At 61.8% G+C, this 19,291-nt stretch carries 12 protein-coding genes; 2 read left to right on the plus strand and 10 right to left on the minus strand.

Annotation, left to right across the window (positions count from 1 at the left end; genetic code table 11):
• Positions 1-50: 50 nt before the first annotated feature.
• The 6 genes from PSH86_RS28050 to PSH86_RS28075 all read right to left on the minus strand — a co-directional run bounded on the left by PSH86_RS28050 (position 51) and on the right by PSH86_RS28075 (position 7,747).
• Positions 51-683, minus strand: coding sequence for a sarcosine oxidase subunit gamma (locus PSH86_RS28050; RefSeq protein WP_109755031.1), 633 nt, complete (start codon positions 681-683; stop codon positions 51-53).
• Positions 684-843: 160 nt separating this feature from the next.
• Positions 844-3,861, minus strand: coding sequence for a sarcosine oxidase subunit alpha (locus tag PSH86_RS28055; RefSeq protein WP_109755032.1), 3,018 nt, complete (start codon positions 3,859-3,861; stop codon positions 844-846).
• Entirely contained in the window at positions 3,858-4,187 is a 330-nt protein-coding gene (locus PSH86_RS28060) for a sarcosine oxidase subunit delta (RefSeq protein ID WP_109755033.1), read from the minus strand. Before PSH86_RS28060 ends, PSH86_RS28055 begins: the two co-directional genes overlap by 4 nt.
• A gap of 14 nt (positions 4,188-4,201) precedes the next feature.
• A complete protein-coding gene (locus tag PSH86_RS28065) occupies positions 4,202-5,452 on the minus strand; it encodes a sarcosine oxidase subunit beta (protein ID WP_109755034.1) in 1,251 nt (416 codons plus the stop codon).
• 21 nt (positions 5,453-5,473) lie between these two features.
• The gene (gene glyA, locus PSH86_RS28070) at positions 5,474-6,727 is read right to left on the minus strand and encodes a serine hydroxymethyltransferase (RefSeq protein ID WP_116833622.1); all 1,254 of its coding nucleotides are present in this window, start codon (positions 6,725-6,727) and stop codon (positions 5,474-5,476) included.
• A gap of 327 nt (positions 6,728-7,054) precedes the next feature.
• Positions 7,055-7,747, minus strand: coding sequence for a TraX family protein (locus PSH86_RS28075; protein WP_305486386.1), 693 nt, complete (start codon positions 7,745-7,747; stop codon positions 7,055-7,057).
• Positions 7,748-7,942: 195 nt separating this feature from the next.
• Between PSH86_RS28075 and PSH86_RS28080 the strand changes: the two genes are divergently transcribed.
• Positions 7,943-8,983, plus strand: coding sequence for a low specificity L-threonine aldolase (locus PSH86_RS28080; RefSeq protein ID WP_249015653.1), 1,041 nt, complete (start codon positions 7,943-7,945; stop codon positions 8,981-8,983).
• Positions 8,984-9,166: 183 nt separating this feature from the next.
• Here the strand turns inward: PSH86_RS28080 and gbcB are convergent, their stop codons facing one another.
• Entirely contained in the window at positions 9,167-10,267 is a 1,101-nt protein-coding gene (gene gbcB, locus PSH86_RS28085; protein WP_060743118.1) for a glycine-betaine demethylase subunit GbcB, read from the minus strand.
• Between the two features lie 284 nt (positions 10,268-10,551).
• Here gbcB and gbcA point away from each other — a divergent pair, with 284 nt between their 5' ends.
• A complete protein-coding gene (gbcA, locus tag PSH86_RS28090) occupies positions 10,552-11,847 on the plus strand; it encodes a glycine-betaine demethylase subunit GbcA (protein ID WP_109755040.1) in 1,296 nt (431 codons plus the stop codon).
• A 108-nt stretch (positions 11,848-11,955) separates the two neighbouring features.
• Here gbcA and PSH86_RS28095 read toward each other — a convergent pair whose 3' ends face one another.
• From PSH86_RS28095 to PSH86_RS28105, 3 genes are all read right to left on the minus strand, one after another.
• Positions 11,956-13,200 carry a metallophosphoesterase gene (locus PSH86_RS28095; protein ID WP_305486394.1) on the minus strand — a complete coding sequence of 415 codons (1,245 nt, stop codon included), beginning with the start codon at positions 13,198-13,200 and terminating at the stop codon, positions 11,956-11,958.
• A gap of 27 nt (positions 13,201-13,227) precedes the next feature.
• Positions 13,228-15,096, minus strand: coding sequence for a hypothetical protein (locus PSH86_RS28100; RefSeq protein ID WP_305486396.1), 1,869 nt, complete (start codon positions 15,094-15,096; stop codon positions 13,228-13,230).
• A gap of 157 nt (positions 15,097-15,253) precedes the next feature.
• Positions 15,254-18,706, minus strand: coding sequence for a GMC oxidoreductase (locus PSH86_RS28105; protein ID WP_305486398.1), 3,453 nt, complete (start codon positions 18,704-18,706; stop codon positions 15,254-15,256).
• Positions 18,707-19,291: the final 585 nt, after the last annotated feature.

Below are 19,291 nucleotides of genomic sequence, written 5' to 3' on the forward strand. Positions count from 1 at the left end.
GCGAGCAAGCTTTGCTCCCACAGTTCTGCTTCCACAAGGACTGCAGTGTTTCAGGCCTGCACGCTCAAGCCATACTCAGCCGCCGCATCCTGCAACCACAACCACCAGTAATCGGAGAAGCTGCGGCGGATCACCAGTTCCCAGGTGTCTTCGCCGGTATGGCGGATCACCAGTTGCGACTTGGCGAATACCGTGCCCACGGCCTTGCCCACCGGGAAGTTGCTTGGATGTACATCGTAGCTGGTGGATTTCATCAGCACGTCGCGCACGTTCGGGCCGGACAGTTCGAGGATCTGCTGGCCGCCGCTGACGTTGACGATCTGGATGTGCAGATCGCCCAGCGCTTCACGCAGTTTTTTCTCGGCGGCGAACTCTTCGCCACTCGGCACCACCAGCAGCCACTCGTCCGGGCCAAGCCATTGCAGGCTGGTCTCACCCTTGACGATGACGGCCAGGGCACCGGGCAATTCCAGGCCCAGGGCCTTGTGCACGCCGGCTGCGAACGCCGGGTCGTGGCCATCGCCACGAATGGTCAGGTGACCCAGGAGTTTTTTCTCGCGCACGGTCACACCGGCGTTCTTGCGGCCCTTGCCCACCAGGCTGGCGAGGTCGGCATGGTGCAGCGACGACTCGGCCTTGGCCCCGGTGGTTGGGCGTTGTTGGTACACGTTGACTGCGGTCATATGGAGCACCTGTCTGAATGCTTGTTCGACCTGCCGGTGTGTGGTGCTGTGGGAGCAAGGCTTGCCCGCGATGAACGATAACTCGGTCTTACGGCTACCGTGTCGCCTGCATCGCGAGCAAGCTTTGCTCCCACACGCCCCTCACCACAGGGCTTAAGTGTTAGATATTCTGCCGATCCCCTTTCGGATCGAAGAACACCGAAGAAACGATCTCTGCCTCGATCACGCTGCCGTCGGCCAATGGTGCGAAGACGCGCTCGCCCATCCGCTTGAGGCCGCCTTTGACCACACCCATGGCAAATGAATAACCCAGGGAGTTGTGGGCATAGCTGGAAGTCACGTGGCCAACCATGGTCATCGGGATCGCCTGCTTGGTGTTGAACACCAGTTGCGCGCCTTCCGGCAGCCAGACATTCGGGTCGATCGGCTTGAGGCCCACCAGTTGCTTGCGGTCTTCGCGCACGCAATCTTCGCGATTCATGCCACGCCAGCCGATCCACGAGAACGGTTTGGTCCGGCCTACGCACCAACCCATGTTCAGGTCGTCCGGGGTCATCGAGCCGTCGGTGTCCTGGCCGACGATGATGAAACCCTTCTCGGCCCGCAGCACGTGCATGGTCTCGGTGCCATACGGGGTCAGGTTGTACTTCTTGCCGGCCTCGACGATCTGCTCGAGCACGCCCATGGCGTAGTCGGCTTGCACGTTGACTTCGTACGACAGCTCACCGGTGAACGAAATGCGGAACACCCGCGCCGGCACGCCGCCCACCAGGCCTTCTTTCCAGGTCATGAACGGGAAGCCGTCCTTGTCCAGGTCGATGTCGGTGACTTCGCTCAGCAGCTTGCGACTGTTGGGGCCCGACAGGGTCATGGTCGCCCAGTGGTCGGTGACCGAGGTGAAGTACACCTTCAGGTCCGGCCATTCGGTCTGCTGGTAGATCTCCAGCCATTGCAGCACGCGGGCCGCACCGCCGGTGGTGGTGGTCATGATGAAGTGGTTCTCGGCGACGCAGGCGGTCACGCCATCGTCGAACACCATGCCGTCTTCTTTGCACATCAGGCCGTAGCGGGCCTTGCCCACGTCGAGCTTGGTCCAGGCGTTGGTGTAGATGCGGTTGAGGAACTCGCGGGCATCCGGGCCCTGGATGTCGATCTTGCCCAGGGTCGAGGCGTCCAGCAGGCCGACGCTGTCGCGCACGGCTTTGCATTCGCGCTTCACGGCGGCATGCATGTCTTCGCCGTTCTTCGGGAAATACCATGGGCGTTTCCACTGGCCGACGTCTTCGAATTCGGCACCGTTCTTCACATGCCAGGCATGCAGCGCGGTGAAACGTACCGGTTCGAAGATGTGCCCACAGTGCCGGCCGGCTACCGCGCCGAAAGTCACCGGCGTGTAGTTCGGGCGGAACATGGTGGTGCCCATCTGCGGGATGCTCACGTTCAGCGAACGAGCCGCGATGGCCAGACCGTTGACGTTGCCCAGTTTGCCCTGGTCGGTGCCGAAGCCCAGTGCGGTGTAGCGCTTGACGTGTTCCACCGACTCGAAACCTTCGCGGGTGGCGAGCTCGATGGCGGCGGCGGTGACGTCGTTCTGCAGGTCGACGAATTGCTTCGGCGCCCGTGCGGTGGCTTTTTCGTGCGGTACCTGGAACAGCGCCAGGGTCGGCTCTTCGTGACGGCTCAGGGCTTTGGGCAACACACCCTCGACCGCTTTGAAACCGGCTTCGCTGGCTGCGCGCACGCCGCCTTCAAAACCATCGGCCAAGCTGTCGCCGAGGCTGTAGACGCCATTCACGCCGCCGACACACACGCGCTTCTGCGGTGCTTCGCCCGGTACGAAACCGAGGATGTCTTCACGCCAGATCGGCTTGCCGCCCAAGTGCGAAGCCAAGTGAACCACCGGGCTGTAGCCGCCAGAGCTGGCGACCAGGTCGCAGTCCAACCACTCGCCGGGGCTGGTGACTTTGTGGGCGCGGACATCGATCGCGGCGACACGTGCCCCGGTGACGCGCTTGCTGCCACGCGCCTCGATCACGGCGCTGCCGGTGAGAATGCGGATGCCCTTGGCACGCGCCTCTTCCACCAGCGCACCCCGTGGGTTGCTGCGGGCGTCGGCGACGGCCACCACTTGCAAGCCGGCGTCGAACCAGTCCAGGGCCACGCGATAAGCGTGGTCGTTGTTGGTGCTCAGCACCAGTTTCTTGCCCGGTGCCACGCCATAGCGGCGCACGTAGGTGGAGACCGCGCCAGCCAGCATGTTGCCCGGCACGTCGTTGTTACCGTAGACCAGCGGGCGTTCGCAGGCGCCGGTCGCCAGCACCACACGCTTGGCGCGGACGCGGTTGATGCGCTGGCGGACCTGGCCGATTGGCGCACGGTCACCGAGATGGTCGGTGAGGCGCTCGTGGATGGTCAGGAAGTTATGGTCGTGATAACCGTTGACCGTGGCGCGTGGCAGCAGCACCACGTCCGGCATCGACTTGAGTTCAGCAACAACAGCGGCCACCCACTCGGTCGCCGGCTTGCCATCCAGGCTTTCGCGAGAATCGAGCAGGCTACCGCCGAACTCTTCCTGCTCGTCGGCCAGGATCACCCGCGCGCCGCTGCGGGCCGCAGCCAATGCGGCGGCCAGGCCAGCAGGGCCGGCGCCGACAATCAGCACGTCGCAGTGACGGTTCATGTAGTCGTAGGTGTCCGGATCGTTCTCGGTCGGCGAGCGACCTAACCCTGCGGCCTTGCGGATGTACTTCTCGTAAGTCATCCAGAACGATTGCGGGTACATGAAGGTTTTGTAGTAGAAGCCCGGCGGCATCAGCTTGCCGCCGACCTTGCCGAGAATCCCCATCATGTCGTTGTTCACGTTCGGCCAGCCGTTGGTGCTGGTGGCGACCAGACCCTGGTACAGCGCCTGTTGCGTGGCACGTACGTTAGGGATTTGCGTGGCTTCGGTGGCGCCGATCTGCAGCACCGCGTTCGGCTCTTCGGCACCGGCGGCGAAGATGCCGCGCGGGCGGGAATACTTGAAGCTGCGACCGATGATGTCGACACCGTTGGCCAGCAGTGCAGCGGCCAGGGAATCGCCTTCGAAGCCTTTGTAGGTCTGGCCGTTGAAGGTAAAGCTCAGCACTTTGTTGCGGTCGATCCGTCCGCCGTTGGACAGGCGATTGATCTGGCTCATACCTTCTCTCCCAGAGCCTGTGCGGCCGCTTTCGGACTGTCAGCCTTGTCGGTGAATTGCGGCTTTTGGCCGATCTTGTAGGTTTCGAGAATCTCGTAGGTCACGGTGTCGCGAGTCGCGTTGAAGTACTGGCGGCAACCGGCGGCGTGAATCCACAGCTCGTGGTGCAGGCCGCGCGGGTTATCGCGGAAGAACATGTAGTCGCCCCACTGCTCGTCGGTGCAGGCGTTGGGGTCCAGCGGACGCGGGATGTGCGCCTGGCCGGATGCATGGAATTCCTCTTCGGAGCGCAGTTCGCCGCAGTGAGGACAGAAGATGTGCAACATAGGGATTTCTCCTGTTAGTGGGCGACGGCAGCAGCGCCGTGTTCGTCGATCAGTGCACCGTTGTGGAAACGGTCGATGGAAAACGGCGCGGCCAGTGGGTGCATTTCACCCTTGGCCAGGCTTGCAGCGAAGACGTTGCCCGAGCCCGGGGTGGCCTTGAAGCCGCCGGTACCCCAACCGCAGTTGAAGAACATGTTCGGCACCGGGGTCTTGGAGATGATCGGGCAGGCGTCCGGCGTGGTGTCGACGATGCCGCCCCACTGGCGGTTCATGCGCACCCGCGACAGCACCGGGAACATCTCGACGATGGCCTGGATGGTGTGCTCGATCACCGGGTACGAACCACGCTGGCCGTAGCCGTTGTAGCCGTCGATACCGGCACCGATCACCAGGTCGCCTTTGTCGGACTGGCTGATGTAGCCGTGCACGGCGTTGGACATGATCACGCTGTCGATGATCGGCTTGATCGGCTCCGACACCAGCGCTTGCAGCGGGTGGGATTCGATCGGCAGGCGGAAGCCCGCGAGCTTGGCCATGTGCCCGGAGTTACCGGCGGTCACCACGCCGACGCGCTTGGCGCCGATGAAGCCTTTGTTGGTTTCCACACCGATGCATACGCCGTTTTCCTTGCGGAAACCGATCACTTCGGTCTGCTGGATCAGGTCCACGCCCAACGCGTCCGCCGCCCGGGCAAAGCCCCAGGCCACGGCATCGTGACGGGCCACGCCGCCGCGACGCTGGACGGTGGCGCCCATCACCGGGTAGCGGGTGTTTTTCGAGCAATCCAGGTACGGGATCTCGTCGGCCACTTGTTTGGCGGTGAGCAATTCACCGTCCACGCCGTTGAGGCGGTTGGCGCTGACGCGACGCTCGGAATCACGGATGTCCTGCAGGGTGTGGCACAGGTTGTAGACGCCACGCTGGGAGAACATCACGTTGTAGTTCAGGTCCTGGGACAAGCCTTCCCAGAGTTTCATCGCGTGTTCGTACAGATGGGCCGATTCGTCCCACAGGTAGTTGGAACGCACGATGGTGGTGTTGCGCGCAGTGTTACCGCCGCCCAGCCAGCCCTTCTCGACCACGGCCACGTTGGTGATGCCGTGTTCCTTGGCCAGGTAGTAGGCGGTCGCCAGGCCATGCCCGCCACCGCCGACGATGACCACGTCGTAGACTTTTTTCGGCGTCGGCGTGCGCCACATCCGCTGCCAGTTTTCGTGATGGCTGAGAGAGTGTTTGAAGAGGCCGAAGCCCGAATAGCGTTGCATAGTCATTACTCCAAAACCGACTCAGCGATAAACCGGGAAGTCCGCGCACAGGGCCGCTACTTGCTGGGCAACGTTGGCCTCGACATCGGCATCGCCGAGGTTGTCGAGGATGTCGCAGATCCAGCCGGCCAGCGTGACGCACTGGGTAACCTTGAAGCCGCGGGTGGTCACCGCCGGGGTGCCGATACGCAGGCCCGAGGTCACGAACGGCGATTGCGGGTCGTTCGGCACGGCGTTCTTGTTGACGGTGATGTGGGCGCGGCCCAGGGCGGCATCGGCGTCCTTGCCAGTCAGGCCCTGACGGATCAGGCTGACCAGGAACAGGTGGTTATCGGTGCCGCCGGACACTACATCGTAGCCGCGCTTGATGAACACGCCAGCCATGGCCTGGGCGTTATCGATCACTTGCTGCTGATAGGCCTTGAAGCCTGGCTCCGCCGCTTCCTTGAAGCACACCGCTTTGCCGGCGATCACGTGCATCAGCGGGCCGCCCTGGGCACCCGGGAATACCGCGGCGTTGAGCTTCTTCTCGATTTCTTCGTTGGCCTTGGCCAGAATCAGGCCGCCACGTGGACCGCGCAGGGTCTTGTGGGTGGTGGTGGTGACCACATCGGCGTACGGCAGCGGGTTCGGGTACAGGCCAGCGGCGACCAGGCCCGCGACGTGAGCCATGTCGACGAACAACAGGGCACCGACCTTGTCGGCGATCTGGCGGAAGCGTGGGAAATCCAGGATCTTGGAGTAAGCGGAGAAACCGGCCACGATCATCTTCGGCTTGTGCTCGACCGCCAGGCGCTCGACTTCGTCGTAGTCGATCAGGCCGGTGGTGGTGTCGATGCCGTATTGCACCGCGTTGTAGAGCTTGCCCGAGGACGACACTTTGGCGCCGTGGGTCAAGTGACCGCCGTGGGCCAGGCTCATGCCCAGGATGGTATCGCCAGCCTGCAGCAGGGCCAGGTACACGGCGCTGTTGGCCGAAGACCCGGAGTGCGGCTGGACGTTGGCGTAATCGGCGCCGAACAGTTGTTTGGCGCGCTCGATGGCCAGGGCTTCGACTTTGTCGACGTGCTCGCAGCCACCGTAGTAGCGCTTGCCCGGATAGCCTTCGGCATACTTGTTGGTCAGGCCGCTGCCCTGGGCCTGCATCACGCGCTTGCTGGTGTAGTTCTCTGACGCGATCAGCTCGATGTGATCTTCCTGGCGTTGCTCTTCGGCGTTCATCGCCGCCAGCAGTGCATCATCGTAGCCTTGGATTTGGTCTTGCTTGCTGAACATCGCGTCTCTCCCAGCGGCGGCGGTGCGCCTTTCGTCTCGGTGAGGCACGGACCGTTCGGTCGTGCCCTTTGGATGCGATGGTATGGCTGGCGCAGGCATGTCAAATGCCTATGGACGCCACGCAAAGGTGCGTTTACGACATGCGCTCAAAGAGTCGGAGAGCAAGGGCTGCGGGATAGCACTGTGGGAGCAAAGCTTGCTCGCGATCCAGGCGCCTCGGTTCATGGGAGACCGCGTCGCTTTCATCGCGGGCAAGCCTTGCTCCCACAGGCATTGTTCCCACAGCTTTGCTCCCAAAATGCTGCTCCCACAGGGCTATGCGGCGATCTAGCGAACCGCGAGCAACAGCAGAAAATGCGCGGGATACAGCACGTAGGCCCAGCGCCGCATGGGCGGTGGATGAAAACCACCAGCCTGTCGTAAAAGCATCAACCCAAGCCATGGCGCGATCAGGCAAGCCACCAGGCCCCACAACGCCACCCCATCCCCCAGCCATGCCGCGCCATACAACACCCGCCATTGGTTGGCAGCCACGCAAACCAGCCCCGGCAACAAGGCCATGTACAAGGGACGCCTGAAGACCAGCAGCATCGCCAGCGGCAGCAGCACGCCAAAGAAGCCGAACATCAGCTGCGACGAAAACAGCACCGCCAGCAGCAACGCCGCCACGGCCAGGAATCGGGCTTCCAGGGTGGGCGTTTGCCAACAACGCGCCACAAGCAACCCGAGCACCAGCGTCGGCATGACGTTCAGTGTGGAAGGGTCGAGAATGAACAAGCGGTAGGGGATCTCGCTGACGGCACTGAATAACAGCAGCCAGCCCAAGTACCGCCATGGAGCAGCGCTGGCACCACTGCGCGCCAGGTTCGCCGCCATCGCCAAGCAGAACCATGGGAACGCCAACCGCCCCGGCACATAGAGCCAATCGACGGAAAAACCGACATATCGCAGATGATCGAAGACCATCGACAAAAGCGCCAACCACTTGAGCAGGTCCAAGGCACCGTCACGCCTGCTCATGAGTAAAGCGACTCGATGACCTTGTGATTTCCTGACAGAAACATCCGGTGTGTTCCCTCGCTAATCTTGGGTAAAGTGCGCACCAGTATCGACCACGGCGCTGTGGACCCAAGCACGCCGAACCTTGGAACGCCCCATCCGGGCGTTCCGCCAGGGATCTCTTTATCCAGGACTCTCTATATCAGGAGCAAGGCCATGACCGACAAGAGTCAACAGTTCGCCAGCGACAACTATTCCGGCATTTGCCCCGAAGCCTGGGCGGCCATGGAAGAAGCTAACCAGGGTCACCAACGCGCGTACGGCGACGACGAATGGACCCACCGCGCGGCGGATGATTTCCGGGCCTTGTTCGAAACCGACTGCGAAGTGTTCTTCGCGTTCAATGGCACGGCGGCCAACTCTTTGGCGCTGTCCTCACTGTGCCAGAGTTATCACAGCGTGATCTGCTCGGAAACCGCCCACGTCGAAACCGACGAATGCGGCGCACCGGAATTTTTCTCCAACGGTTCCAAGCTGCTGGTGGCGCGCACCGAAAACGGCAAGCTGACCCCCGAGTCGATCCGCGAGATCGCCCTCAAGCGCCAGGACATCCACTACCCCAAGCCACGGGTCGTGACCCTGACCCAGGCCACGGAAGTCGGCAGCGTCTACACCCCGGATGAAATCCGCGCCATCAGCGTCACCTGCAAGGAACTGGGGCTGAACCTGCACATGGACGGCGCGCGGTTCTCCAACGCCTGCGCCTTCCTCGGCTGCTCCCCGGCGGACCTGACCTGGAAGGCCGGCGTGGACGTGTTGTGCTTCGGCGGCACGAAAAACGGCATGGCGGTGGGCGAAGCGATCCTGTTCTTCAACCATGACCTGGCCGTGGATTTCGACTATCGCTGCAAACAGGCCGGGCAACTGGCCTCGAAAATGCGCTTCCTCTCCGCGCCCTGGGTCGGCTTGCTGCAGAACCAGGCCTGGCTCAAGCACGCCCGCCACGCCAACCACTGCGCCCAATTGCTGGCGGAACTGGTCAGCGACATTCCCGGCGTGGAACTGATGTTCCCGGTCCAGGCCAACGGCGTGTTCCTGCAACTCTCGGAGCCAGCCATCGCCGCACTGACCGCCAAGGGCTGGCGCTTCTACACCTTCATCGGCAAGGGCGGCGCACGCTTCATGTGCTCGTGGGACACCGAAGAAGCGCGAGTGCGGGAATTGGCGGCGGATATTCGGGAAGTAATGGGCGCCTGAAGCAACGACCGATATCTTCAGGCTTTTGGGCTTTTGTGGCGAGGGAGCTTGCTCCCGCTGGGCTGCGCAGCAGCCCTCCCATCAGAACATGCGGTGCCAAAGGGAAATCGCATCGACCGGATTACGACTGCTGCGCAGCCGAGCGGGAGCGAGCTCCCTCGCCACAGGGACTTCACTGCGACATCAAAACTCGATCCGCACATCCCCCTTCGGCACGCTGCAGCACGACAGGATGTAACCCTCGGCCTCGTCGTCTTCGGTGATCCCGCCGTTGTGGTCCATTTCCACTTCCCCGCCCAGCTTCAACACCTTGCAGGTGCCGCAGATGCCCATGCCGCAGGCCTTGGGGATCATCATGCCGAGCTTGGCGGCGGCGGCGTGTACGGTTTCTCCCGGTCCCACGCGAATGCTCTTGCCCGAGGAGGTGAACTCCACCAGGTGCAGGTCCGCCGCATCGACTTCAGGGGCGTCGGCTGCCTGTTCGGCCTGTTCCACCGCGTCGGCACGGGCTTCCGGTGGCGTGGCGCCGAAGGACTCCTCGTGGTAACGCTTCATGTCGTAGCCGGCGGCTTCCAGCAGACGCTTGACCGCGGTCATGTACGGGGTCGGGCCGCAGCAGAACACTTCGCGCTCGAGGAAATCAGGCACCATCAATTCCAGCATCTTGTGGTTCAGATAACCGCGATACCCGGCCCAGGGCTCGCCCAGGCCATGTTTTTCACAGATCAGGTGCAGGCTGAAATTGTCGATCCGCGACGCCATGTGTTCCAGCTCGCGGTGGTAGATGATGTCCTTGGGCGAGCGGGCGCTGTGGATGAAAGTCATGTCGACATTGGCGTTGGTGTCGTAGAACCAGCGAGCCATGGACATGCACGGCGTGATCCCCACGCCACCGCTCAGGTACAGGACTTTCGGGCTCGGGAAATCGATGGCATTGAACAACCCCACCGGCCCGTGCACCGCCAGCTCCTGGCCTTCATGCAGGGTGTCGTGCAACCAGTTGGACACCTTGCCCCCCGGCACGCGCTTGATGGTCACCGAGAAACTGTAGGGCACCGACGGCGAGCTGGAGATGGTGTAGGAGCGCATGATCGGCTGGCCTTCGATTTCCAGCTCCAGGGTGACAAACTGCCCCGGCTTGAAAAAGAACATGATCGGCTGGTCGGCCATGAAGCAGAAGGTGCGCACATCCCAGGTTTCCTGGATGACTTTGACGCAACGTACGATATGTCGGCCATTGGCCCAGGTCTGGGTGGTGACCGGGTTCAGGAAATTATTGGACATGCTGATCTCCACGGCCGACTGCCGGCCTTCATGATGGCGATTGTGCGCAGGCGCCTGGGTGACCATTTACCTATCTGCGACATTCACATACTTATCGCGACCAGCCCCCAACTACCGGGGCTAGCGCGTCGGGAACAGATTGGGCCATGTCGCCCATGGATAAGGTTGCGCCCCTGCGCGGCCCCACACTCGCCTCAACAGACAAACACAATTTTCTGCCTTGCGTAGCACAACCGATCAGCCACTTTTTTGATGGTCACGTAGAGGGCCATGAGGATAAAACGATGGACGTCACCACCACCCTGAGCCTGGGCGATCCGCTGGAACCCGCACGCAAGGCCACCGCACAGATGCTGCAGGAGCGCGAGCGCACCTTCTCGCTGCCACAACCGTTCTACTCCGATGAGCGCCTGTTCGATATCGACATGCAGGAAATCTTCCAGAAAGAATGGTTGATCGCCGGCATGACTTGCGAAATCCCGGCCAAGGGCAACTACCTGACTCTGCAAGTCGGCAAGAACCCGATCATCGTCATTCGTGGCGCCGACGGCGTGGTACATGCTTTCCATAACGTCTGCCGCCACCGTGGTTCGCGGCTGTGCACCAGCGACAAGGGCAAGGTCGCCAAGCTGGTCTGCCATTACCACCAGTGGACCTACGAGCTGGACGGTCGTCTGCTGTTCGCCGGTACCGAGATGGGCGCCGACTTCGACATGAAGCAGTACGGCCTCAAGCCCGTGAACGTGAAGACCTCTGGCGGCTACATCTTCATCAGCCTGGCCGAGAACCCGCCGGCCATCGATGACTTCCTGTCGACGCTGAACCATTACATGGAACCGTACGACATGGAGAACACCAAGGTGGCGGTGCAAACCACCTTGATGGAAAAGGCCAACTGGAAACTGGTGCTGGAAAACAACCGCGAGTGCTACCACTGCGGCGGTTCGCACCCGGAACTGCTCAAGACCCTGCTGGAATGGGACGACGTCACCGACCCACGCGCCGACCAGGCCTTCAAGGACCATGTGGCCGCTTCCGCCGCCGCCTGGGAAGCCGAGAAGATCCCTTACGCCCACGCCAGTTTCGGCCTGCGTAACCGCATCGTGCGCATGCCGCTGCTCAAGGGCACCGTGTCGATGACCATGGACGGCAAGCAGGGCTGCGCCAAGCTGATGGGGCGCATCAAGAACCCGGACCTGGGCTCGATGCGCATCCTGCACCTGCCGCACTCGTGGAACCACTGCATGGGCGACCACATCATCGTGTTCACCGTGTGGCCGATCAGCGCCCAGGAAACCATGGTCACCACCAAGTGGCTGGTGCACAAGGACGCGGTCGAAGGCGTGGACTATGACGTGGCACGCATGCGCCAGGTCTGGGACGCCACCAACGACCAGGACCGTCGCCTGGCCGAAGAAAACCAGCGCGGTATCAACTCCACCGCCTACCAGCCAGGCCCGTACTCCAAGACCTATGAGTTCGGCGTGGTGAACTTCGTCGACTGGTACAGCGAGCGCATGCTCAACAACCTCGGGGCCGAACCGGCACCTTACCTCAAGGGTGTTCCAGTCCAGGGCTGACAACTAAAAGCATCGCGAGCAGGCTCGCTCCCACAAGGGATCTTTGGCACACCGAAGATCAAATGTGGGAGCGAGCCTGCTCGCGATAGCGGTCTCCCATTCACCCGATTACTGTGAAGACCACCGCACCGAACCATCCTCCCCATAAAACGTCTCGACAATCTCCTCCCCCTTCAGTTGCACCTTCACATACCCATTCAACACCCGCAGCGGATACGCCTCGTCTCCCGCCAACTGGGTTTCCGACCACAACACCCGCACATGCCCGTTCAGCTCGCTGGTGGTGCCATAGGGAATCGCCCCGTGCCCAGCGCAACGCGCATGCAATCCGCCTTGCGGCGCATAGCAGATGCCGTTGTGCAGATGCCCCCAATACCAGTAATCCGGCTCGCGCCCCAGGGCGTCGCACACCGGTTGGTAAAGTGCAGTCTTGTTGTGCCCGGAAATATCGAAGCCCTGGTGATGACTGAGCACCATCAGCTTCTTGCGCTTGGGCAGGGTTTTCATCCACTCGATCTGCTGCGTATTGAGAGTGCCGTCCATGTACAGGTTCATGGCGTCCGAGGCATAGGCAGTGTCCAGGCCGACCACGAGCCAGTCGTCGTTGTACAAGGCAAAGTAGCTGGTGCCTTGTTGCACCGGGAAACGCTTGGCCAGTTCCTTGAAATAACCGTGGGCACCGCTGTACATCTCGTGGTTGGAGTTGAGGGTGAACGAGCCCTGCTTGCCCTGGGGCCAGCCGGCCATGTCGACGTCTTCCTGGGAATGGGTCCCGGCGTAATACACATCGCCCAGGTGGATGGTGAAATCGGCCTCGGCCAGCTGCATCTGATAGGCCACGGCCACCGCCGGTGCGTGACTGTCGAAAGGCCCGGTGCCCCAGTCGCCGGCAATGGCCAGCACCACGTCGCTGTCCATTTTCACCTGCGCCGGGTTGGTGGCGAACGTTGCGTGATGGCGCAGGTTCTCGATCCACTTGAGCAGCGCCTCGCTCCACAACAGGTCCAGCAGTTCCCATTTGCGACAGCCGAGCAAGGTGCCGTCCTTGAGTACCTGAGTAGGGAGCTCGGCGACGGTTTGCGGCAAGGGGCTGGGATTGCCGATCTTGAGGATCGACAAGCCATGGGCCAGTTCCCACGGTACGGCCGGTTCATCGTCCGGCAGCTCACCATGCTTGATGACGTATTGCGCCTGGTCGTGACCTCGCTGCAGCAGCTTGACGATGGCCTCGAACTCTTCGGGTTCGAGCTCGTTGACGAGTTTCTGCCAGGACATTTCCAGCCGCGTGACCAACCCGTGCAGGCGGACCTTGACCTTGTCGAACTCATGTTCCCAATGGTGCAGTAATGACATGTGGACGCTCCTTCGCAATGCCCCGGGTTACAGGGTCTTCATGAATTCGATCAGGGCTCGCTTGTCGACGTCCGACAGCTGCGTGCCATACAGGTGGCCGCCGTTGTGGTTGCCTTCCAGGCGGGTGTCGTATTTGAAATCCGCCGACGCCTTCATTTGCGCGCCGCTGGTGATGAAGCCGACCTTCTCCTGGTCGTAGATGTCGGAGCCGGTGTAGAACACCTGCGGACGTTGTTCCGGCGCTTGCAGCAGATCCCACAGGGTCGGCACCGAGCCGTTGTGCAGGTACGGCGCACGCAGCCAGATGCCGTCGGTAGGCGTGTTGCTGTAGCTCTGGGTCTTGCGGTAGGCGCCGAAGTCGAACGGTGGTTTCTTGAAGCCGTGGAACGCTGCCACCAAGCCCGTGGTGAAGGAGTTCAGGCGATGGGGATCGGTGCCCAACTGGTCGATGTTGGTAGTGACCTGGCCGGTGTCGCTGCGGCCGAAGTCATGGCAACCGGCGCAGTTTTTCTCCCAGATCGGCTTACCTTGGGCGACTTTGGCCTGGTCCAGGGCGAACGGCCAGGCCGGGGCCTTATGGCCCAGCAGCCAGTTGGTCACCCGGTTGAAACTCGGCGGCAGCACCGATTCCGGCGTTGCGCCCACGGCCATGGCCGCTGCGTAGTTGCGCTCGTGGATCTTGTTGTTATTGCCGTCCCAATGCAGGTACATCGACTCGCGGGGCTTCTGGTTCCAGACCTGCGGCAGATCCACGGTGCCGATGGTGGAGTCATCGGGGAAGCCGAACACCACCATTTTGGTCGGGTTGAAGGTGTCGGTCCGCCCAGGGCCTTGGGCCGGACGCAGTTTCTGCCAGGCGTAGGACTGCTTCTGCTTGAGCAGCGCGCTCTTGGCCATCGGGATGATCAGGTAACGGTTGTAGAGCTTTTCGAAAAACCCCAGTTGGAACTTGCTGTTGATCGCCGCCATGACCGCATCGGGGGTGAATTTCGGGTCGCTGGCGCAATCGTAGGCGAACCACTGGAAGGCTTGCAGTTGCAAGGTATTGGCCGGCGCGCTGGCGACCGGAATCGCTACGTCACTGGCATTGGCCCGGTAGGAACCGGTATGGCACAGAGCGCAGTTGGGCTCCACGGTGGGGTAGCCGAGCTGCCGCTTGGCCATGCCGATGGGCAGGTCGTTGCCGTTTTCATAGAGGAAACCGAACACCTCGTAGCCGCCCGGCTTGGGCAGTTTTTCCGGGCACATCTGCGGCAGTACGGCAAACAGGTAATAGGGAATCCGCGCCTCGATGCCCAGGCCGATGGCGGCGTATTTGTAATGGTCTTCGTCTGAGGCGAAGTCCGGTTGCGGCACTTCCCGGATCATCTGGTACCAGGTCTGGTAGCCAATGAAACCCAGCAGCGCTACCACCAGCAACGTGCCGACCTTGAATCCGTGGCTCTGCCAGCGCAGCGCCCAACCGGCGCGCCATTCCCCCCACCCGGCGCAAAGCAAGGCCAGCGGACGATTGACCTTCGGGCTGCCCAGGTACAACAGCACGCCCAGGATCAGGAACATGCTCAGGTCGCCCATCAACATCGGCACGAACAACGAGCCCTGGTTGTTGGTGTTGATCAGGTAGATCCAGAACACCACCGCCACCAGCCGCGACAGCACGCACAACCACGAATGCACCACGAAACGTGGCGCGTTGAACCCCGAGGGCATGTAGAACAGGCTGATCCCCACCAGCAACATGCCGGCGTTCTCCAGCCAGGGATCGGACAATACGGGTGGCAGGCCGATCATGGACGTCAGCAACGCCGGCGCGAACAGCGCCGGGATCGCGAAGAACATGTTCATGACAATCCCGACCCAGATGATGCGTTGGAACCAGCGGATGTAAGTGTTCATGGGCATCCTTTTTCCTTATTCCTGACTCGCCACAAAACCCATGTGGCGAGGGAGCTTGCTCCCGCTGGGCCGCGTAGCGGCCCCCAAGACTTCAAAAGCGACGACTGCTTCGCAGCCGAGCGGGAGCAAGCTCCCTCGCCACGGGTCAGTCGCGACTTCAGCCCAACGCGGTCTTCTCCAGGTGCCCAAGGATGATCGGATACACATCCACCACCGCATCCTTGCCGAACATGCAGTCGATGTGACCATACCCCGGCACTTCATGGCGGCTGAACAACTGCGGGCCATGCATCTCGCACAGTCGCTCGTAGGTCTTGAGGGTGCTTTGCGGCAGGTAGCACTGGTTGTCGGCGCCGCTGATGAAGCAGATCGGCAGCTTCAGCCGATCGAAATGCGGCATGTAGACGTCATTGCCCTTGAAGTCCACCAGATGCCCCTTGCGCACGATCAGCGCCAGGTGCTCGAAGGTCTGAATGTTCGACTCGCCGAACAACTCATGCAGGTTGTCGTGCAGGGTTTCGTTGAGGGTGTCGTGGCGGTACAGCGACGCATACATGAAGGTGATGCGATGGCAGACCGGGTTGGTGCAATAGCCCTGAGCCTCGATCCGGGCATAGCCGTTGAGGGCCTTGTCGTAGAGTTTGTTGAACCAGCTTTCCTTGGTGTCGGCGTAGGCCGTGAGGGACTTGATGCCGATGGCATCGAGCATCCCCGGCAAGTGCAAACCGGCCTTCAACCCGGTGGCGGTGGCGACCACCGTGTCGGCGGCGATCTGCGAGCAAACCACCGAACGCACCCCTTGCAAGCCTGCCAGCATCGACATGAAGAACGTCGTCGCGCCATAGCAATGCACCACGCACTGCACGTCACGGGCCAGGGTCGCTTGCTGGATCTGCTCGATGGCGGCCTTGAAGTCGTACTGGGCCACCTGGTCGCCGTTCCATTCATGCTTGCTGGCCGGCAGCAGGATACTCACGCGCAAATCCAGCAGCCAGACGTCGTACTCGTACTTGCACAGGTACTCCAGCAGGTTGGTGTGGATGGTGTCGGTGGAGAAAATATTCGAGCCCACGCCCAGGCCATGGACCAACATCACCGGGCCTTTGGTACCGGCCTGGTAACGGGTCAGGCGCAACTCGACGTTGTCTTCGGTCTGGAAGAAATGCACCACCGGTGCCGGCGCAACCAACGGCCGTTTCAAGCGGGGCGGCGCATCCGGGTTGAAGTAGACGTCGCCGGCGAAAACCCCGCCGTAGCTTTCCCACAGGATCCCGGCGAAGAACTTGCCGAACCGCGCCAGTGCCTCCACACGCTCACGCTCGTTACGGGCGTTGAGCACTTTCATGGTGGTCATCTGCTTGGCGAAGTCGGCCGGCAGAATGTGCATCACCCCGGAGCCGATCACCGCGCCGGTCTTGTCCGGCCCGCGATAGAGCGTGACGTAAAGGGTGCTGGTGTCGTGCCAGATGTTCAGCACACCGTTGTCCTCGGGCACGGTCTTGAAGGCGCTGAAGTAATAATCGCTGCCGTCTTCGGCGGTCAGCTTCATGTCGTAGTTCATGTGCCGCACGCCAACCTGCTCCTGGTACTGCTCGAACAGATTGAATACGCCGTTGCTGGCGACCAGCGGCTGCGACGACAGCAGCGGTGCATCGAGGGTGCCCACCAGGGTCGCGGCGTGCTCCGGCTCCTTGATCAGGCGATTGAGGTCGTCGGCGGTGATGGTCAGGGTGAATTCGATCGGCGAGTTGTCGGCCTTGCCCCGCTTGGCCGCCGCTTCGTACAGGCTGAGGTCGGTGCCCTGGGCTTGGGTGAAGGCGGTGGAAAAGTAGCCCTTCATGGTTTCGGTGAATTGCACGCCGAGTGTCGGCGCCGCCACGGGTTTGCTCGGGGCCGAGGGCAGCGTGTAGTCAATGATCCAGCCCCGATCCGCCGCCAGCAGCCCCATGTTGCGCTCGCTCACCGCCGAGATGGTCAACAGTGGGTTGACCGCCAGGGACGTCGGGATCACTGCGCCGTCGCTCACGTACAGGCCTGGGTAGACATCGGTACCGCTGGCGCCACTGAACACCTGGCCCTTGTGGTTGACCACTCCTTGCGTCGCATCTTCGCCCATCACACAACCGCCCAACGGGTGGACCGAGACGATGCTGTGCTTGAGCAGCTTGGTCCAGATCGGATTCTCGACCCAGATCCCACCCAGGGCCTTGGTGCTCTGGTGCAAGCGTTCATTGCCGAGGGTGACGTTTTCCTGTTCGCCGACGCCTGGCCAATCGATGCGCAGTTGGTCCTTGTTATCGAGCAGCATGCGGCCCTTGGCGTTGTCATGGCTCATGATCAGGTAGGTCTGCATGTTATGCAGCGCACCATGGTAGGGGCCGCGCAGGAAACTCTCGGCTTCCCGGCCCTTGTACTTGAGGCTGGCACCGAAGCCGGTATCGGTGGGCACGCCGATCATCCCGGCGAATGCCGCCATGCTCGGCACCATGGCTGAGCCAAGGGCACCGGGAATCGAACCTTCCTCGATGACCATGCGGCTGCGCCAGTCGCCTTCGGTACGCATGTCGATGATTGAGGTAATGCACGGTCCCACCGGTTCCAGCTCCTTGGCCGAATGGGCGCCAAAGCCGATGCCGTTGATGACCTGGTCGCAGTTGTGGCCGAAACCGAGGATGTCGCCATTGCCGCTCATGTTCTCGCCCAACTGGCTGGACATCGACAGGCCCTTGTCTCGCGAGCGCAACATGATTTCGGTGGAACCCAGGGTACCGGCGGACACCACCACGATATCGGCCCGCACGAACAGGGTCGGCGCCGAGAACATCTCGCGGCCACTGTCCAGGTATTGGAAGTGCACGATCCAGCCATCGCCGTCGCGTTCCAGGTGCCGCACCTCGGCCTGGCAGAAAATCTCTGCGCCGTGGTTCCAGGCATCCGGCAGGTAGTTCATCAGCGTGGTGTTCTTGGCCTTGTTGTTACAGCCCGAGACGCAATCGCCACAGCCATTGCAGGGCAACTGTTCGACGCCGACGTGGTTGAGGTTGTTGGGCAGCTTGTCGAAGGTCACGTTGATCGGCGGCTTGTAGAAATGCGCGCCTTGCTTGAGGTAGTCGGCCGACTTCTTGTGGGCGTCGAGCTTGGGCAGGTTCGGCTGCGAAGCCGGATAAGGATTGGGCTTGAGCATCTCCCGGGCCCGGGCGTAGCCGTCCTTGAGCAGCGTGTCGCGGTGTTCGCGCACCGCCTGGGGCCAGCGCGGGTCCTCGAACACACCGGGCTCCGGCTCCAGCGCAACGTTGGCATTGATCAGCGAAGTGCCGCCCAGGCCACAACCGACCACCACGTTCTGCTGGGCGTTGACGTGCAGGTCGAACAGCCCGGTACGCGAACCGATGTGCCCATCCGGGTCGTGGACTTGCAGTTCCTCGGTGGCCGCCACCAGGGTGTTGGGGTATTCGCCGGGCTGGATTTCCCGGCCACGCTCCAGCAGGCAGACCTTGCGCCCGGCCCTGGACAGGCGCGAGGCAGCAATGCCACCACCGTAGCCGGAACCGATGACGATCACGTCGTAGTGCTCCTGGATATCACTGATGGGGGTCGAGATCCGTGTCATGTTCAAGTCCTCTCAGGCAGATGGGGCAACTCTGCGGTTGCCTGCAAATCGACAGGCGCACGAACGCCTGGCCACCGTCCCTTGCAGGGTCCGGCGGCAGTCAGCGGTGCTACAGGGGGAAAACCCGGGCGCTATAGACGCGCACGCTGATTGGCGGCGCGTCGATGAATGCGTTTATGTAAAGAGGTGGGAGATGCCGGGACACAGGTCACCGGTGAGAGCGGGTGCAAGCGGGGGGCCTTGCTATCCATCATGTGTTCTCCCTGAACCTGATGTGGATAAAGTGCGATGTCCTTGTGCCATGGAAGTGAAGACAGCCGACAGACCCTCGTCAAGGGTGTGCCTTAGAACTGTATGAAATTTGATCTATCGCGATTTGCGCTATGCAAACCGTGGCTTGTAGCGTTCGGCGAACAAGTTATCCACACGACCACCCACAGCAAATGGGGACAAGTGTGGGTATGTCCGGTATTTTTTCAGCGACAAAGTGAATAAAAACCGTGACTTATGGACAATGATGGTTTTTCCGGGCTGCCGGTTGTTTTTTGATCAATTACCTGCAAGCCTTGCCCAACAAGGCCTTTA

Origin of the sequence: Pseudomonas sp. FP2300 (assembly GCF_030687595.1) — a bacterium.
Lineage (GTDB): Bacteria > Pseudomonadota > Gammaproteobacteria > Pseudomonadales > Pseudomonadaceae > Aquipseudomonas > Aquipseudomonas bijieensis.

Coding starts and splice junctions, on each gene's coding strand:
- PSH86_RS28050 (WP_109755031.1), bottom strand. CDS start 683: ATGACCGCAGTCAACGTGTACCAACAACGCCCAACCACCGGGGCCAAG.
- PSH86_RS28055 (WP_109755032.1), bottom strand. CDS start 3,861: ATGAGCCAGATCAATCGCCTGTCCAACGGCGGACGGATCGACCGCAAC.
- PSH86_RS28060 (WP_109755033.1), bottom strand. CDS start 4,187: ATGTTGCACATCTTCTGTCCTCACTGCGGCGAACTGCGCTCCGAAGAG.
- PSH86_RS28065 (WP_109755034.1), bottom strand. CDS start 5,452: ATGCAACGCTATTCGGGCTTCGGCCTCTTCAAACACTCTCTCAGCCAT.
- glyA (WP_116833622.1), bottom strand. CDS start 6,727: ATGTTCAGCAAGCAAGACCAAATCCAAGGCTACGATGATGCACTGCTG.
- PSH86_RS28075 (WP_305486386.1), bottom strand. CDS start 7,747: ATGAGCAGGCGTGACGGTGCCTTGGACCTGCTCAAGTGGTTGGCGCTT.
- PSH86_RS28080 (WP_249015653.1), top strand. CDS start 7,943: ATGACCGACAAGAGTCAACAGTTCGCCAGCGACAACTATTCCGGCATT.
- gbcB (WP_060743118.1), bottom strand. CDS start 10,267: ATGTCCAATAATTTCCTGAACCCGGTCACCACCCAGACCTGGGCCAAT.
- gbcA (WP_109755040.1), top strand. CDS start 10,552: ATGGACGTCACCACCACCCTGAGCCTGGGCGATCCGCTGGAACCCGCA.
- PSH86_RS28095 (WP_305486394.1), bottom strand. CDS start 13,200: ATGTCATTACTGCACCATTGGGAACATGAGTTCGACAAGGTCAAGGTC.
- PSH86_RS28100 (WP_305486396.1), bottom strand. CDS start 15,096: ATGAACACTTACATCCGCTGGTTCCAACGCATCATCTGGGTCGGGATT.
- PSH86_RS28105 (WP_305486398.1), bottom strand. CDS start 18,706: ATGACACGGATCTCGACCCCCATCAGTGATATCCAGGAGCACTACGAC.